The organism is Elongatibacter sediminis (assembly GCF_037892215.1).
GTDB classification, from domain to species: domain Bacteria; phylum Pseudomonadota; class Gammaproteobacteria; order Xanthomonadales; family SZUA-36; genus Elongatibacter; species Elongatibacter sediminis.
On record NZ_JAZHOG010000001.1, the window covers coordinates 495,180 to 511,983 of the forward strand.

General features: G+C 63.7%; 13 protein-coding genes. 2 read left to right on the plus strand and 11 right to left on the minus strand.

Features of this window, described 5'->3' with window-relative positions; all coding sequences use genetic code 11:
• Positions 1 to 19: 19 nt before the first annotated feature.
• Together V3330_RS01935 and V3330_RS01940 are read right to left on the minus strand one after the other, a co-directional pair.
• A complete protein-coding gene (locus V3330_RS01935; RefSeq protein WP_354693692.1) occupies positions 20 to 1,201 on the minus strand; it encodes a hypothetical protein in 1,182 nt (393 codons plus the stop codon).
• On the minus strand, positions 1,198 to 2,904 hold the full coding sequence (locus V3330_RS01940) for a hypothetical protein (protein WP_354693693.1): 1,707 nt from the start codon (positions 2,902 to 2,904) through the stop codon (positions 1,198 to 1,200). Before V3330_RS01940 ends, V3330_RS01935 begins: the two co-directional genes overlap by 4 nt.
• A gap of 352 nt (positions 2,905 to 3,256) precedes the next feature.
• On the opposite strand from V3330_RS01940, the gene V3330_RS01945 reads away from it, so the two are divergent.
• Entirely contained in the window at positions 3,257 to 3,862 is a 606-nt protein-coding gene (locus V3330_RS01945) for a hypothetical protein (RefSeq protein ID WP_354693694.1), read from the plus strand.
• Between the two features lie 51 nt (positions 3,863 to 3,913).
• Here the strand turns inward: V3330_RS01945 and V3330_RS01950 are convergent, their stop codons facing one another.
• The 9 genes from V3330_RS01950 to V3330_RS01990 form a co-directional block, all read right to left on the minus strand.
• Positions 3,914 to 4,816 carry a c-type cytochrome gene (locus tag V3330_RS01950; RefSeq protein ID WP_354693695.1) on the minus strand — a complete coding sequence of 301 codons (903 nt, stop codon included), beginning with the start codon at positions 4,814 to 4,816 and terminating at the stop codon, positions 3,914 to 3,916.
• Between the two features lie 11 nt (positions 4,817 to 4,827).
• A complete protein-coding gene (locus V3330_RS01955) occupies positions 4,828 to 5,274 on the minus strand; it encodes a c-type cytochrome (RefSeq protein ID WP_354693696.1) in 447 nt (148 codons plus the stop codon).
• A 99-nt stretch (positions 5,275 to 5,373) separates the two neighbouring features.
• Complete coding sequence (locus V3330_RS01960) at positions 5,374 to 6,531, minus strand: PepSY-associated TM helix domain-containing protein (RefSeq protein WP_354693697.1); 1,158 nt, start codon at positions 6,529 to 6,531, stop codon at positions 5,374 to 5,376.
• A gap of 17 nt (positions 6,532 to 6,548) precedes the next feature.
• Positions 6,549 to 7,229 carry a Fe2+-dependent dioxygenase gene (locus tag V3330_RS01965; protein ID WP_354693698.1) on the minus strand — a complete coding sequence of 227 codons (681 nt, stop codon included), beginning with the start codon at positions 7,227 to 7,229 and terminating at the stop codon, positions 6,549 to 6,551.
• A gap of 66 nt (positions 7,230 to 7,295) precedes the next feature.
• On the minus strand, positions 7,296 to 9,476 hold the full coding sequence (locus V3330_RS01970; RefSeq protein ID WP_354693699.1) for a TonB-dependent receptor: 2,181 nt from the start codon (positions 9,474 to 9,476) through the stop codon (positions 7,296 to 7,298).
• A 114-nt stretch (positions 9,477 to 9,590) separates the two neighbouring features.
• Positions 9,591 to 9,809: a hemin uptake protein HemP gene (gene hemP / locus V3330_RS01975; RefSeq protein WP_354693700.1), complete on the minus strand. Its 219-nt coding sequence runs from the start codon at positions 9,807 to 9,809 to the stop codon at positions 9,591 to 9,593.
• A gap of 156 nt (positions 9,810 to 9,965) precedes the next feature.
• Entirely contained in the window at positions 9,966 to 11,270 is a 1,305-nt protein-coding gene (locus tag V3330_RS01980; protein WP_354693701.1) for an NTP/NDP exchange transporter, read from the minus strand.
• A 33-nt stretch (positions 11,271 to 11,303) separates the two neighbouring features.
• A complete protein-coding gene (locus V3330_RS01985; protein ID WP_354693702.1) occupies positions 11,304 to 12,836 on the minus strand; it encodes an FAD-binding oxidoreductase in 1,533 nt (510 codons plus the stop codon).
• 62 nt (positions 12,837 to 12,898) lie between these two features.
• Entirely contained in the window at positions 12,899 to 13,810 is a 912-nt protein-coding gene (locus V3330_RS01990) for an aldo/keto reductase (RefSeq protein WP_354693703.1), read from the minus strand.
• Between the two features lie 185 nt (positions 13,811 to 13,995).
• Here V3330_RS01990 and V3330_RS01995 point away from each other — a divergent pair, with 185 nt between their 5' ends.
• Positions 13,996 to 16,794 carry a PAS domain S-box protein gene (locus V3330_RS01995; protein WP_354693704.1) on the plus strand — a complete coding sequence of 933 codons (2,799 nt, stop codon included), beginning with the start codon at positions 13,996 to 13,998 and terminating at the stop codon, positions 16,792 to 16,794.
• Positions 16,795 to 16,804: the final 10 nt, after the last annotated feature.

The window sequence follows — 16,804 nt, forward strand, 5'->3', positions numbered from 1 at the left end:
GTTCCGGCGCCGATGGCGTTCAGCCACCACGCTTGTATTTGCGGTATTCGTCCCAGAGTTTGTCGCGCAGGGCCGGATCCTGTTCCTTCATGGCCGCCTCACGCAATTGCCGGGCGATGATGTCGTCATCTTCGGCGCTGCCGATATCCGGCGGTAGCTCGGTTGCGATGTCGCTGGAACCGGCACCGGGAACACCGGTCTGGCTGGCGGCGCCGGACCGCGGCATGCCGGGGTCCGCCATGGCGGTTTGCGGCAGGCCCTGCCCTTCACCCGAGCCCCCGGTTCCGCCGCCCGTCTCGTAACCCGCTCCGCTACCCGCATCGGCGTTGCGCTCGGAGGCCAGGACGCGGCGTTCGCCCATCATCAACTCGTCGAATTCGGCAAAACCCCGTTCCAACTCGCGGTCCAGAGCCTGCTGCCCACCGTCGCCGGCCGATGCTCCTCCACCCGCGGGTCCGGCTTGCGCCGTCGCGACTTCATGGCCCGGCGTTCCGCCGGATTCAGGACCTCCGGCCGGATTCGACCCGGCAGCTGCCCCCGGCTCCTGCGCCATTTGATCGGACCCGCCGGCCGCCCCGTCGTCCTTCGCATCCGGACTCGTACCGGACTCACCGGCCTGCTGCGCCGCCGCGTCCCCCCCGGCACCGCCGCCGAACTGTTCGAGGGCCTCGGCCAGAATTTCATCGTCCGTTTTCGCCGCCCCGGCTTCCGCGCCGGAACCGGCCATGCCCTGCTGCGCCATGGCCTCTTCACCGGTTCCGGTTTCGCCTCCGGCCGGCCCGCCGGCTTCCGAAGCCGCGCCGTCATCACCGTCGCCGGCCTGCGCGCCCGAGTCGCCGGCGGACCCGGCCCCGGCCGCAACCTGAGCCGCCGCCGGGTCGGCGCCTGCTGATGCACCCGAACCCGGAGTCTGGGCCGGGGTCGAAGCGGTTGACGAGGCGCCGGAAGCACCGCTCGATGAGGCGTCCTGGCTGCCCGAAGAACTGGAACTGGACGAAGATGACGATGACGATGACGAAGAAGATGACGACGAACTCGACGACGGAATGGAAACCGTGGGTGACGGCATGCCGGGCGCCGAAGGCATGGACACCGACGTCGTCGTCGAACAAGCCGTCAGGGCGAACAGGCAGATCGCGATTGACCCGCCCGCGAGCGGGCGCCACCTGCCGTGAATCCGGTTGGCGATCGATTCGTTCATGGCTGATCCCTGAATATCATTTTGATTTGCACTCCCGCGGCATCAACCGCCTCGCCGTTTTCGATCCGGGGCCGGAATCGCCGTGTCGTCATGCTTTTCCGGGCCTTGCGCCACAGGGACTTGTCCTCGGTATTCGAGTCCAGAATTTCGATATTGGTGGGTTTTCCCGTTCGGGACACATCAAAGCCCACCGTCACGAAAATTTCTGACTCGACCTCGGGCAGCGGTCCCCGCTCGGCGAACGCCAGGGTATCCTGGGGATCCCAGCCCTCAACGGCGTCAGCCGTATCGGGCGGTGTGTCCTGCGCAGGCGGCACGGGCGCCGCGGCGGCACCCTCTTCCGCGTCAGGCGCATCGGCCCGGGGTTCCGCCGGACCGGATCCGGCGAGAAATTCTCTCAACTGGTCCTCCGGAAGCCCTATGGCGGGCAACGCACGCGGCGCTTCGAAGAAGCCGTTTATGACCTCGGGGCTGCGCCCTTCATCGGCCAGCAGTGCATAAGCTTCAGAGTACGCATCGTGCGCGGAGTTCCACTTGTTGAACAACAGGTTCCAGTCGCCGAGGTGTACCAGGGCCATCGCATGGGACTCGGCTGGCAGCATGTCATTGCCCGCATGAATGGCGGCGATGCGGTCCATGGCCTCCTTGCCGTCCGCGAAACAGTCGAACATCAGCTTTTCGCGATAGGCACCGTCCCGATACACCCGGCTGGCCCGGGCATCCAGAGTATCCGAATCGGCCGCGAGCACATCCCCCTCGAACTGGATCCGGCTGACTTCGGCGGCCATCTGGTATTTCGTCACCACGATCGCATACAGGGCATTGACCAGTTGCGGATCGTTCTCGTCAAAGTTGGCTTCGATAACCGAAATGGCATTCCCGTAGAGATCCTGGGCCGCGAAAAGGTGGCTCATCGGCGTGTCGTCGGCATTCGTCGCATAGGCGGCCAGGTGCCAGCGGCCCATGCGGTCGAGTTCCGGCAGCAAGCGGGGATCGTCGTCCCCGTAAATCCGCTTGGTCAGCCAGAACAGGAAATGGTAGTTCTGGTTGAGGTCGCGGTAATCGCGGGTCCGTGTATTGACGTCGAGCAAGCGTTCGACAATGGGCAGCTGTTCGACGGAATAAAGCCCGTGGTTGACCCGGGTCGTATGCAGGGCCCGGCGAAAAGCGCGCTCCGCCCCGTCGTAGTCATGCAGCGACAGTCGGGCCAGCCCCAGTCCCACCAGGGTTTCCGCCAGGTCTGCATCGTAGTATCCACCGCGGGCCTCCAACGCACGGACCTGGCTCTCGTACTTGCGGATCGAGCGCGCTGCGACCCGCGGTTCGACGGACGCGACCCCGGGCCCGGGAGAAGTACCTGCAAGCTCCGATGCCGTGGTCTCCGTCATTTCGGCGGACTGCGGCAAGGCTGCCGCCTCCCCGGGGGCCTTATTTGCGTTCTCGGGGGCGATGGACCCGGAAGCCACGGATTCCGGATCGGATGGCTCGGGGACGGAGGGCTCCTTGGCAATGACTGCGGGGCCGGGAGAGTCAGAGTCGGTTAATCCGGAACCGGGCGCTTCGGGACCGTCAGACCCGGTAATCAGGGGGTCGGCAACGGCATTCGCGGAAGCGTCGTCCGCTGGCGGCGGGGATTCGGACACCAGGGTCGCGGATTCTGCCTGTTCGGGCACGGCAACGCCCTCGGTGGCAGAAACTGACACGTCCGCTCCCGCGGGCCGGATCAATGCCATCCCGATCACCGCCACCAAAAATCGAATACCGCTCGTTCTGGTCAATGTCGCTATTCCGCTACGGTCTATTCGTCACCTTCGCCATTGGGACCATCGGTCGGATACGCTGCCACCTCGTCTCCGACCTTAAATTCCCCCCGGGCATTTGACAAGTCCTTCCGGAATTCCCGGCACCACCAATCAACCCGGACTGTCCCGGCCGTGCTTGCGGCTTGAAATCACACGGACACTCCATACAGACCGTACCACCGGCGAAGCCATTGCAGGTGGCCGAATCACACCGGTGCTTGAGGACTCGGGCGGCGATGGCTAATCTGGACCCATGAAACGTTTACCGCGCCTCCTGGCCGGCTGCCTGCTCGCCGGCCTGGTCTCCGCCTGTGGTTCGCCGCGAACCGACACCACGGTGCTCAATTTCCGGGACAACGCGGGCGCTTACGTGCTGGTCTATTCAACCGATCTCGAAATGCGCACCGTGTTCGAAGACCGGTTGGTCGCCGACCTCGCAGCACGCGAAATCGCGGCCAATGCCAGCCATTTGGACCTTCCGGATGTACGCAAGGGCACGCGGGACAGCCTGCTGGCCGCGGCCCGCCGGCACCACAACATGTTCATTCTGATGGTCGAAGAGGTCGGGCACGACGAATCCGGCATCGTGCCGACCCGCGGCCGGATCACGCACGAACACCCGACTCTGAAAGAATTCTACGCGCACTCACTGCCCGCCGACCACGAGCATGACGATGCCACGCAGGTCTTCGTCGAAGTCAGTGCCTTCCTGGTCCAGGAAGATCATGCCAGGCTGGTCTGGTCGGGCACCGCGTGGTCATTTCAGGCCGACGGCGAAAGCGGCCGCATCCCGGGCCTGAGCACCATTATTGCCGACGCCATCGAGAAAGCCAGAGACGATTACCTGGGCGGTGACTGAACGAAAGACCGCAACCCGTGCCGAACCCGGCCGGGCCCAACCCGATCCGGCTCACCCGTCAGCCGGCGCGTCGGGCAGCGCCGGAATGGACTTCAGGTAGGTGGCGATGGCCGCCCGGTCCTCGGCGCCCAATTCAGCCAGGTTCTCCTGGACCTCCACCATGGCTCCCCCGACCGTATCGTAATCCGGAGTGAACCCGGATTCGAAATACCACGCGAGGTCTTTCTCCGACCACGCTCCGATACCGTCATCGTGCGGCGTGATATTCGGCACCCGGCCTTCGCCTTCCGGGTTCGGAGCCCCGGCCAGCCAACGGCCGGAGTCCGGACCGCCCAGAAACCCTCTCGGGGTGTGGCATTCGCCGCAATGCCCAACGGCTTCAACGAGGTAACGTCCGCGTTCGAGCTGCGAGGCATTGGGCGCCGACGGGTCAATCCCGACCACCGGCGCCGGATCCAGGTACAGGCGGTTCCAGAAACCGACCGCCCGGCGGATGTTCCACGGGAACCTGAGTTCATGGCGCACCGCGGGTCCCGGCACCGGAGGGAATTCATCCAGCCAGGCCTTCAGATCCAGCAGATCCGTCACCGTCATTCGGGCGTAGGACGCATAGGGAAAGGCGGGATAATAATGTTGGCCTTCCGGGCTGACGCCACGGCTCATGGCATTGACGAATTCAAGCGTGGTCCACCCGCCGATCCCACTCACCGGGTCCGGCGTGATGTTGGGCACGCGGAAAATGCCGTATTCGGTTGACAGTTCCAGCCCGCCCTCGAGCCGTTCGCCGTGGCACGACCTGCAGCCTCCGGCATGAAACAGGCGTTCTCCCGCGGCGGCGTCAGGCTGATGGTCGGGGATGTCCTCCGGTGCGAGCACCGGGGTCGAAGTCAACCACCAGGCCGCGCCCAGGCCAACGGCCACGGCGGTGAACGCCGCCAGGCGTTTAGCGGGCATCTACCGCTCCGTCAGTCGTCCTCGATGCGGTAGTCCTCGTGACAGCCCTTGCACTGCTTGAACACCGCTCCGGCGACCGGCTTCAGTTCATCCAGGCTTTGCGGCTGGGCGGCTATCGCCGTGTCCACGGCTTCACCGAACGACGCCAACGCGGTTTCGAAACCCGCTCGGTCGCTCCAGATCGTCGACCGGGCTTCGGTGTCGTAGCCGGTATCCGAGCCCTCGGGAAACAAGTCACCGAACTCGGCCGCCGCCTGCTGGAAGGTGCGCAGACTTTCCATCGCCACCTCGGCATCGAATTCACGCTCGCCCTTGAGCATGCCGCCCAGCGGTTCGGCGGCATCGCCCACCGACTCCATGAGTTCATGCCGAATTTCCTGCGGGGCTTCTTCCGCAGCGGCCGGGAATGTCAGGACAGCCGTCAGGCAAGCCCCCAGAATCAGGCGGTAATGTTTCATGAAATGACCCTATGTGAACGGACCGGCAGAATTGCCAGCGTTGGAGTATATACCGACGCTCCCGATACCTGAAGGTCATCCCGGTGCGATTCCCCAGCCTTACGCCGCATCCTTCGCCCTGCGGATCGGGCGCGCCCGGAGGCGCCGCAGAACCGGCTGAACCAGGCGGCGCCAGGCCATGCACAGGCCGGTCCAGACCAGCAGTATGGCGGCAATGCAGGCCAGCCCGGCCAAGGTTTGTCCGGCCGGCCCGCCGAGTTCCCCGGTATGCAGCCACCGGATCATCACGCGGGCCTGACGGCCGGGAGTGGCGTCGCCGAATACTTCGGTTGCAAGCGGCTGCCCGTCGCTGCGGTCCAGTGACACGGTGATCTGACGGTGAGGCTGTGCCCCGTTTCCGCGATCGACCCGAAAGGCCAGCGCGGCAGCATCTGCCGCCGGCACCGTGAACGAGATGGTTCGCCAACCCGGCACCCTGCCGGCCGCCTCGGCAAACAAAGCGTCGATTCGCGAGGTATCCGTGCCTGGCGCCTGCGCGGGTGCCGGCGGACCTCCCCGCCGTTGCGGCGGTTCCTCACCAAACGCCTGGTAGACAAGCTGGTTGGCCCAGCCATAGGAAAACACCGTGGCCGTGCTGATCACCAGCAGCAATGGCACGGCGGCCCAGATACCCAGCACGTGATGCCAGTTGTAGTCACGCGCCTGGCGTCCGGGATAGGAACGGGCGAACCGCAGCCGCGCCAGGAACTGGCGCTTGCGCCAGATCCGCGGCAGCCACAGGTACAGGCCCGACAGCACCAGAAAACCGAATACGAGGTTGCTCGCTCCGGTAATCGCACGCGCCACGCCCCGCTGATCATCTCCAACGGCGAACCAGCGATGCATCCGCGTCACGGTGGCAAAGAATTCCCGCAGTCCGCTGGCGCCATTACCGAGCAAGCGGCCGGTGTACGGATCGACCAGAACGGGCGGGTTCCGACCGGAGCGCACCGACACGGCGCGCTCCGGCGCCGCGAATACCACGACGTTCATGGAACCGTTGGCCGGCAGGACCGACCCGGCAGCTTGCACCGCGAGCGCCAGCGATTTCCCGCCTGCTTCCGGCCGGAGTTGGGGATAACTGGCATGATCCGCCCAATCCAGTATCTGACGTTCGTAGGTGAGCAGCAGGCCGGTCACCGACATCATCAGCACCACCAGACCCACGGTCACACCGCAGCCCAGGTGAACCCAGAACAGCGTTTTGCGCAGTCTCATTCGCGTCGCCCCCAAACTCAGACGTGCGCCCACATGCGCAACAGGTTGTGATACACCCCGGTCAGCCTGACCCCTGCGGCCGAATCCGGGTTCTCATCGTTCAACTGCTGGATGGCCAGATCGAGGTCGAACAGAACTTCCCTCCGGCCGGCATCGCGAACCATGCTCTGAATCCAGAAAAACGCCGCGATGCGTTGTCCACGCGTCACGGGCGCCACCCGGTGCACGCTGGACGCGGGATAGAGAACCGCGTGACCGGAAGGCAGTTTCACCTTTTTGCCACCAAAGGTGTCCTCGATGATCAATTCACCCCCTTCGTACTCATCCGTATCACTGAGAAACAGGGTCATCGACAAATCGGTACGCACCCGGTGAGGTGAATCCGGCACCGACCGGATCGCGTTGTCGATGTGCGCACCGAATCCCTGGCCTTCCCGATAACAGTTGAAAAGAGGCGGAAAGATCTTGAACGGCACGGCGCACGCCATGAACAGCAGGTTCGACGGAATAACCTGCAACAACTGCTCGCTGAGTGCCCGGGCGACGGGATCATCCTCGCGCAATTGCAGGTTGCGCTTGGTCCGCGCGGACTGGTGACCGGCCGTGACCCGCCCATCAACCCAATTCGCGCCCTCGAGCCGGGCCCGAAAATCAGCGACCTGCTCAGCGCCCAGAAGCGACGGAATCTGAACCAACATGAAACATCATTCTCCTTGCGGGCAGCGCAGGTGCGGCCGAATCCCCGACACCAGGCACCCGTTTGATCAATAGGCGAAATCGACGCTGAAGACGACTGACCGTCCTTCGCCGGGTATCACGTGCCCGCCGCCGACACTGGCGATGTAATCCTCGTCGGCCAGGTTGAAGGCATTGACACGAAGGCCCAGCCGGTCGTTGACCGCCCACCCGAGCATCGCGTTGTACAACTGGTAGTCCGGCGCGATTCGGTCGTTGCGGGTATTGCTGTAGCGCTCGTCCACGAACTGCGTGCCGATACCGAACTCCAGATTCGGCAGGGCCTGCCAGTTCAACCACAGACTGAACGTGTTCCGCGGTGTATTGGCCAGGTCATTACCGACCAGGGCGGGATCAACCGATTCACTGATTTCACTGTCCATCCAGGTATATCCGGCCGCCACGTTCCAGGACTCCGACAGGCGTCCGACCACACCCAGTTCCAGGCCTTCCACCACCTGTTTTCCCGACAGGGTGATCAGGCTGGAATCCACCGGGTCGGTTTCCCGTGCGTCGGTTTTTTCCGTGCGGAACCAGGCGGCGCTCAGCAGCAGGTTGTCACCCAGCAATTCCCATTTCGTACCGATCTCGATACTGCGGCCTTTTTCCGGTTCCAGGTCGGACAGCTCGGCACTCCGGCTCGACAGGGTCAGGCCCTCACCCGACGGGTTGAAGGAGGTTCCATAACCCGCGTAAATACTGCCGTTGGGCAGCGGCTTGTAGACAACACTGGCCTGATAACTCCAGTCGCTGTCGGTACGCGCGAGCTCGTTCGCCGTTCCGTCGGCGGCCACGTTCGCATAGTCCAGTTCGAACCGGTCCCAGCGCAAACCCGCCGTCACCAGCCAACGCGGGCTCAGAGTCACGGTATCGGCGACGAAACCGCTAGCGGAAAAGCCGTCGCTATCCGTATACGCACCGGTGCGGAACACCGTACCGCCCCAGGGGTCGGCGGGGCTGGGGTCGAACAAATCCGTGACGGGTTGTTCCCCGGTGATGTCACGGCCGTAATTCCGTTCGAATTCGTCGCTCAATTCAACGCCTGCCGCGAACGAATGCGCGAATCCGCCGGTGTGAAACTCGCCGGTCAGTACCGTCAAGGCGTTGAGAATCCGGTCCTGCTGGTCACGCGATTTCCAGTCCGTGCGGCGGATGTCCGTGCTGTCGGAGGAAATGAAACGCGGCGCCGTGGTGATTGAGTCGCGATCGGTATTGCCCCAGCGGAACTGGCTGCTCAGCTGCAGGCCCTGTGCAAAATCGTGCTCGAACCGGACGGTGAGCAACTGGGTGTCGATCTCCTCGTAGTCCCGTTCGAGCAAACCGTACCAATTGGAATCATCGACCGGAGCCGGCTGATTCACGTATTCCGGAAGCGCCGTGTTGTCGGAAGGAACCCAGGGTATTCCGTAGTCGGGCACGTTCTCCTGGTGCAACAGCGAATATCCCAGAATGAACCGAGTATCGGTACCGAGCCCGAACGTGACGGTCGGAGCGATGCCGAAACGCTCGTTCTCGACTTCATCGCGCCCCGGGACTTCCGCATCGTGCACCATCAAATTGAGGCGTGCCGCGGTGTGATCGGACAGGCTGCGGTTCACATCGAGCGTGGCCCGCCCGAAATCGGGTGCGCCCAGGCTGGCCTGGGTCATCAAGAAGTCCTGTTCGCGGGCAGTCTTGCTGACCAGGTTGATCGACCCGCCCGTGGAGCCACGCCCCTGGTAATTGGATCCGGGGCCCTTGGCCACCTCGACCCGGTCCACGTTGTAGGAGTCACGCGAATAGCCGCCGAAATCACGCACGCCGTCCACGAAGATGTCGGTACGCGCACTGAAACCGCGAATGCTCAACTGGTCGCCAGCCGGTGTCCCGCCCTCGCCCGCCTGCATGCTGATGCCGGGAACATTGCTCAGAATGTCCGACAGCGTGTCGGCACCCTGCTCGGTGAACATTTCCGCGGTAATGACATTAACGGTCCGCGCGGTGTCCAGCAGATCAGCCGTGTACGCGGGATTGGACACCCGCTCCACCCGGTATTCCGACAGGCGGTGGCCGTACACTTCGACCTCCTCCAGGACCGCGGGCCGCGCCGAACCGGCTTCGTCGGCCAGTACGGGACTTCCCCCCATGGCCACCAGGGCCAGGCTGATGGCCGCGCTCAGGGGCGCGCCATGGGGACGAACGGGGATAGAACGGTTTTCTCGCGTAGCCATGTTGTTTTCCTCTGCATGAGTGAACTCCCGGTTGTATGGCTGGCTACGCGAGCGATGGCTGGCTGGGTCTTCCGGGAGCGGTTTCCGGAGCGAACCGGAATTTGGGTTTGGTCGTCAATACGACTTGGTCAATAGAAGCTTTCCTTGCCGGGTGATTCTGAGTTCGTAGGTGGCGGATGCATGCCGAATCATCAAACGCCCATCGCAGCCCAGCAACTCATCACTGGAAATCACGTTGCCTCGGATACGCGCGACACGAGCGCTGGGCTCGGTGCACGGGCGATTTGGCTTCTCTCCGCTCACAGGCTCAATGGTAATGATAATCGTTCTCATTTACAAGCTCAAATGAGAAACGCCCCACCCCAGCGGCCGCGAACCCGGAATTGAAGGAAAAAAGCCGTTCCAATGACACGGTGGAAGCCGGCGAAAATCGCCGATGGTGACGACGGCCAGCGCACGCCCGGCAGCGAGGCCGGCCGGAAGAAAAAATCAGGACGAGCCGCGCACCACGGCAGCCGCTTCGTCTGCATCGTCCGCCAGGCGTTCCTGGCGACGCCCCAGGTTCAGACCCAGCACGGCCCAGACGGCCGCGAACGGAGCCGCCACCAGCGCGATACCCCCAATCGACAGGCCGAACGCCGCCAGGCCGGTGTAGATCCAGCCACTGATCAAATCGCCGCCACGATACACCGCCGCGTCGATGAAGGGTTTGGCCTTGTACTTGTCCTCGCGCCGCAGGACCGTCCACAGGATTTCGCGCGCGGGCTTGGTGATGCCGTAGCGGCCGGCACGATAGGCAATCTGCACCGCGACAAGTACCGCCAGGGTCGGGTACAGACCCAGCCCGAAAAAGCCGATGGCGACAATCGCGGGGATGGCAAGAAGCGCGACTCCGACACTCAGCCACTTGATCAGGCGGGCGGTCAGGTAAACCTGGAACACGATGGTCAGGATGTTCACGGCGAGGTCGATACGGGCATAGAACGCGGTGCGTTCACCGCGGTCGGCGAAAGCCTCCTGCAGCAGGCTCGCCTGCTGAAAATACAGCACCGTCGATGACCAGGTCATCAGCAGGATGAACAGCGCGATGCCGGTCATGTAGCGCGACTGCGCGACCGCCCGGAAACCCGTCCACACATCGCCGCCCACCGGCCTGCCGGACTCACCCTCGATGTGCACGTTGCCGGTGCCAAACCGCCGATGCAGCGCCAATGCGCACCACGAGGCCACTTCCAATGGCACGCAGGCGATCAACAACAGCGAAAACGTCGGAACCTGATCGGCCAGCAGGGCCGTCACCGCGGAACCACAAATGCCACCCAGCGAACTGCCCACCGCGATGAAGGGGAACAGGCGGCGACTCTGCTGGTTGTCGAAACAGTCCGCGACCAGGCCCCAGAACACGCTGACCACGAACAACGCGAAAACGCTGGTCCATACGTAGAATGTCCGGTCGATCCACGGCCGGGCCGCTTCCGGCAACAGCACGAGACTGCCCCAGAACGCCACCAGGCAGAGAATGAAAAACCGGTTGGCCAACGGCACGAACCGCGCCCGGGACATGCGTGAATTCAACCAGGAATACAGCGGCACGGCCACCAGCATGACAGCGAATACAGCCGTCCAGATGATCTGCAGATTGCCCCGGTCGGCCGACGAAATTTCGTCGCGAACCGCGCGCAGGATGTAATAGCCGAACAGGATGGCGAAGCCGTAGGCGGTCGCCCACAAGGTCCCGCGCAGTTCGGTTTCGTCCCGGAAGTCGACGAACCTGCCCAGCAGCGCACTCAGCACGATCGTCCCCCCGCCGGTTTCATCATGGCGCGGTCAAGCCGCCACGCGGCGCGCCCGCCCGGCTGCGCCGGAAGGCCGGATATTGGCGTTGAGGCGGAACAGGTTCGTCGGGTCATAACGGTCCTTGATGGTGACCAGGCGGTCGTAATTGCCCAGGTAGTTGTGATCCACCTCAGCCTGATTCTCGTCCCTGGCGTCGTTGGCGTAGAAGCCGCGGGTGACGTCTTCGATTCCCTGCCAGTAGGACTTGACGTATGCGATGTGTTCGGCCGATTCGTTACCGAACGGCCAGCCGACCATGGTGAACAGATTGGTCATCGCGTCGCGATGCGGAAACGCGGTGGCGTCTGCCGGCACCCGGTTGATCGCACCGCCCGAATGCTGGAATGCCGCCACGGTGCTCCGCCCCGGGTGGGGCTCAAATGCTTCGACGATCCTGCGCGCGACCTCGCTGTCAATTCCGGGCAGGAAAGCTCCCTTGATGTAGGATCCGCTGGCACGCGGGTCGTCGATGTCCCCAGATCTCTGCAGCGCCACGTAATCCCAGGTCTTGATGCTCTCGTTCAGCACGGTCCCCGCCCGGCGCAGCGGCGCCAGCACCTCGTCGGCCCGGCCCGGATCACCGATCCAGACGATACTGAACATGAAGACGGGCTCCGCGCCGCCCGGCGGCCCGGCCATGACGGCATCGAGGTAGAGGTCGTCCGGACAGCTCGCGCCGTATTCCCCGTAGAATTCGAGCAGTTGCCGGGCCTGTGCGAACGGGTACACCAGGCGCCCCGCAACCACCTGGCGCGACATGGGATGCAGGTTGAACTCGAACGCCGTCACCACGCCGAAGTTGCCGCCTCCGCCGCGAACTCCCCAGTAGAGATCGGGATTGTGTTCGGCACTGGCGTGCCGCAAGCGGCCATCGGCGGTCACGATTTCCACCGACCGCACATTGTCCAGGGCCAGGCCATAGCGGCGCGCCACGCGCCCGAAGCCGCCACCCAGGGTGAGTCCGCCCACACCGGTGTGCGACACGGTGCCCGCAGTGGTGACCAGTCCCTGCGCCATGGCCTCGTGATCGAGTTCACCCAACAGGCTGCCGCCGCCCATCAGCGCCGTCCGCGCCTGCGGGTCGACCCGTGCGAAGCGCAACAGCGAAAGGTCGATCTGCATGCCGCCGTCGCAACTGGACTTGCCAGACGCACTGTGACCGCCGCATTTCACCGCTACCAGCAATTCGTGGGCACGCGCGAAATCCACCGCCTGTTGCACGTCGGCCGCGCCCCGCGGCTGGACCACCAGGGCGGGATGCTTGTCGAATGACGGATTCAGCAGCAAGCGCGCATCCTCGTAGGCCTCGTTTCCCGGCAGCAGCAGATTGCCGCGCAACTGTCCGGCCAGTTCGTCGATTGAAGCCCGCGACAGGGTCACCTGGGCGCCGGCTCCGGTCACCGCGTTGACATCGGCCCCACCGCTGGCGATGGCCCGGGCCGTGGCCGCGAAAGCGGGTCCGCCCGGAAGCGCCGCAGCCACGGCTGCGCCCACGGATACTCCACAGAACTGGCGTCGTTTCATCATCGTCCTCCGGATTTACAGGGTCTGTCGATAGCGCGCTTACCCACCGGCGAATTCCGGCCTCAGTCAAATTCCGCCAGCAGGGCTCGACGCTGCGTCGCGTCCAGCAGTCCACCACTGCCCGCACCCAGGTTGTCGGCCTGGCGGTGCGGCTTGCCGGTTGCCGGTATGACCGCGGTCACGGCCGGATGGCTGAGCGCGAATTTCAGAAACAACTGGGCCCAGGAGGTGGCGCCCACTTCGGCCGCCCAGTCCGGCACCGGCCGGCCGGCGACCTGGCGAAACAGTCGCCCGTCGTTGAAGTTCCGGTTGGTCAGAACGGCCACCCCGTGCTCCTGCGCCACCGGAAACACGCGCTTCTCGGCCCCGGTGGCGATCACCGAATAGTTGATCTGCAGAAAATCGGGTTTTTCTTTCTCGACCACGTCGGCCAGCTCGTCGTGCGCGCTGTCGACGTAGTGCGTGACACCTACGTAGCGAACTTTGCCCTCGTCCCGCAATTCCCGAGCGACCGCCAGTTGGGTCGCGGTATCGCGCAGATTGTGTACCTGCAGCAAATCGACGCGCTCCATGCCCAGACGCCGCAAGGTACCGGCGAACTGCGCCCGACCGGCGTCTCGACCGCGAACCCCCGAAAGCTTGGTCGCCAGGAATACCTGCCGGCGCTGTTCGTCGGTCATCAGGTCTCCGAGCACATCCTCGGCATTCGAATAGGTCGGCGCGGTGTCGATGAGCCTGCCGCCGCCTTCGAAAAACACGGCCAGCACATCGCGCAGGGCCTCGTACTCGGCACTTCCCGGCCGCACCTCGAAGCTGCCGGAAGTTCCCATGCCGATGACCGGCACGGCTTCACCGGAACCCGGTATCACCCGGGTCATCATTTCCTTTTCACGCGGGTCGGATCGCACACTGCGGCTTGCCACCATCGCCGCGGCAGTGGTCGCTTGAAGAATGAATTCACGTCTACTGGGCATGTCGGGACACTTGAATGGGCTCGCTACGGACGTCTCCGAGCCTAACCCACCCGCAGCCTCGTCTCAACGCCCGGCGCCATGGACGACGCACCAGATGCAGGGTTCTTCCTCGTCTGCTTGAAAGATTGCTCTACAATGATGATGATTCTCAGTCCAGATATTTGATAAAAGGGGAGTGCAGACAGATGAACGACCATGCACGCCTGTACCTGCGCCTCGCCATACCGTGCCTGATCATCATTCCCATTCTCAATTGGGTCGGATGGCGCTGGAATATCGCGACTCTGCAACAGGCGGTTGCGGGACTCGACGCGGTGCATCCCCTGACTGCACTGTCCTTCCTGCTGGCCGGCTGCGGTGTGTTTGCGCTGCAGCGGGACCGCACGGGGGCGCCCGCGCGGTCCTTCGCTTTCGGCAGTGCCGTCGCGATTCTGGCGCTGATGGGCGCCAACGCCCTGTCCCAATCCCTGGGATCGGGACTGGGTATCGACCAGATGCTGTTCGGACGCGATCTGGCCGCGGCCGCGGTGCCGGCCTTGATCGCTCCAACCACCACGGCCGGACTGACGTGTGCCGCCGCGGGGCTTGTTCTGCTGGCCATCGATGGGCCGCGCGCGGTCACCGGCGGACAGGTGGCGTCGTTCATGACCCTGATCATCGGCATCTACGGCACCTTCATTTACGGCATTGGCCATTTGCCCGGCGTACCCCTGGCACCCAGTCATGGCTTGTCCGTGATTACCGCCGGACTGCTCGTCGTGCTCGGCCTGGCGCTGCTGGCGCTGCGCCCGGAGGAAGGGCCCATGCGCCACATTACCCGGGACGATCTGCCGGGACACCAGGCTCGAAAAATGCTCGCCGCGGCGGCCGCCGGCACGGTCATCATCGCCCTGTTACGGGTGATCGGAGAATTCTATTTCGATGCTTACTCCGCCGGCACCGGAATCGTTCTGCTGGTGAGTGCATTGTTATGCCTGTTCGTGCTCGTGATCTGGAGCGGGACGCGATGGCTCGGTCGGGCTGAACGGGCCAGGCAGCAGGCGGAACGGGGCTGGAAAGGAGCCGAGGCCGCCCGAAACCAGGCCAATGAAGATCTGCGGCGCTTTTTCGATCTGTCGCTGGACATGCTGTGCATCGCCAGCAACGACGGTTATTTCAAGCGGGTCAGCCCGGCCTTCACGCGCACCCTGGGCTGGACGCCCGAAGAATTGTCCAGCCGGCCGTTCCTGGAATTCATTCACCCCGATGACGTGGTACCCACCCGCCGTGCGGTCGAACGCCAGCAGCGTCTGGGCGAACCGGTCAATGCATTCGAGAATCGTTACCTCCGCAAAGACGGTGATTACCGGGTGCTGTCGTGGAAATCGGTACCGCAAGCCGACGGCACCCTGTACGCGGCCGCTCGTGACGTGACCGAAGAGAAAGCCGTAAGCGAGATACTGGCGCGTGAGCGCGGCCTGTTGAAAACCTTTGTCGAAACCGCCGCCGACGGCATCATGACTGTGAACGAAGACAGCACGGTCATCACGGCCAACGACGCGGTGCTTGAGATGTTCGGCTTCGCCCGCAACGAACTGATCGGGCGCAAGCTCACGGTAATCATGACCGAACGGGACCGGCAGGAACACGACGGGCACATCGAGCGATATCTGCAAACCGGCAAGCAGCGCATCATCGGCGTCAAGCGCGAACTGGTCGGCAAGTGCAAGGATGGCCGTGAGATTCCCATCGAACTCACCGTGGGCGAGGTCAATTACGGTTCCAATCGCGTGTTTACCGGCATCGTACGGGACATTACCGACCGCAAGGAACATGAACGCGCGCTGATGGATGCCGTCAGTGCGGCCAACCGGGCCAATGAAGCCAAGAGCGAATTTCTCTCGCGCATGAGCCACGAGCTGCGCACCCCTCTGAATTCCATCCTGGGTTTCGCCCAGTTGATTCAGATGCAGTACCCGGGTGACGACCTGCAGGAAAAAGTCCGGCACATCATCAATGGGGGAGATCATCTGCTCAAGCTGATCAACGAGGTGCTGGACGTGGCCCGCATCGAAGCAGGCCGCCTGCCCGTGTCGCTGGAACCGGTGTGTATCGGCGACATTCTGGGGAACGCGACCGGACTCATCAATCCGCTGGCCAAAGAAGAGGGAATTACGGTTACGGTCCACGAACAATGCACCCAGATGCATGTGCGCGCGGACCGCCAACGACTGCTGCAGGTGTTCATCAACCTGCTCTCGAACGCGATCAAGTACAACCACGAGGGCGGCCGGGTCGAGGTCGAGTGCCAGGGCCCGGAGCAGGATCGCTGCCGGATCGACATACGCGATACCGGCCATGGCATACCGGAGTCATTCAAAGAACAGCTGTTTCAGCCTTTTGAACGACTCGACAACACCCACTCAGAGGGTACCGGCCTCGGTCTCGCATTGTCCCGACAGCTCGTCAAGCTGATGGGCGGTGACATCCGGCTTGAAGAAACCGGCCCCGAAGGTTCGATCTTCTCGGTGTTTCTCGATGCGGTGGCGGACCCGGTGACCGATTCCGCAACGCTGCCGATACGGGAGCGTCGAAGCCCCGACCAGGCACGCGGCGACATCCGGCTGCTGGTGGTGGAGGATAACCTCGCCAATCTCAATCTGCTCGAGCACGTATTTTCATCCTGGGACGGACTGAATCTGCTTTCCGCCATGCAGGGCCGAATTGGTCTGGAACTGGCCCGGCAACATCGACCGGAGGTCATTCTTCTCGACCTTCACCTGCCCGACATCGGGGGTGAAGAAGTCCTCCGCCGACTGCGGGCTGATCCGGAAACGCGTGACATTCCGGTCGTCATCGTCAGCGCCGATGCCACGCCCAGCCAGATCAGACGACTCGAGTCACGCGGCGCAAACGCCTACATCACCAAACCCATCGATATCGAGAAACTCACCGCGGTACTGGACGGCCTGTTGCAGACCGCCTCATTGAAAAGGCCCGGCTGACGGGGTCAGG

Excerpts from the sequence above, each read along its gene's own strand:
- hemP (WP_354693700.1), bottom strand. The coding sequence starts at position 9,809 with ATGAGAACGATTATCATTACCATTGAGCCTGTGAGCGGAGAGAAGCCA.
- V3330_RS01970 (WP_354693699.1), bottom strand. The coding sequence starts at position 9,476 with ATGGCTACGCGAGAAAACCGTTCTATCCCCGTTCGTCCCCATGGCGCG.
- V3330_RS01945 (WP_354693694.1), top strand. The coding sequence starts at position 3,257 with ATGAAACGTTTACCGCGCCTCCTGGCCGGCTGCCTGCTCGCCGGCCTG.
- V3330_RS01935 (WP_354693692.1), bottom strand. The coding sequence starts at position 1,201 with ATGAACGAATCGATCGCCAACCGGATTCACGGCAGGTGGCGCCCGCTC.
- V3330_RS01995 (WP_354693704.1), top strand. The coding sequence starts at position 13,996 with ATGAACGACCATGCACGCCTGTACCTGCGCCTCGCCATACCGTGCCTG.
- V3330_RS01985 (WP_354693702.1), bottom strand. The coding sequence starts at position 12,836 with ATGAAACGACGCCAGTTCTGTGGAGTATCCGTGGGCGCAGCCGTGGCT.
- V3330_RS01990 (WP_354693703.1), bottom strand. The coding sequence starts at position 13,810 with ATGCCCAGTAGACGTGAATTCATTCTTCAAGCGACCACTGCCGCGGCG.
- V3330_RS01950 (WP_354693695.1), bottom strand. The coding sequence starts at position 4,816 with ATGCCCGCTAAACGCCTGGCGGCGTTCACCGCCGTGGCCGTTGGCCTG.
- V3330_RS01955 (WP_354693696.1), bottom strand. The coding sequence starts at position 5,274 with ATGAAACATTACCGCCTGATTCTGGGGGCTTGCCTGACGGCTGTCCTG.
- V3330_RS01965 (WP_354693698.1), bottom strand. The coding sequence starts at position 7,229 with ATGTTGGTTCAGATTCCGTCGCTTCTGGGCGCTGAGCAGGTCGCTGAT.
- V3330_RS01960 (WP_354693697.1), bottom strand. The coding sequence starts at position 6,531 with ATGAGACTGCGCAAAACGCTGTTCTGGGTTCACCTGGGCTGCGGTGTG.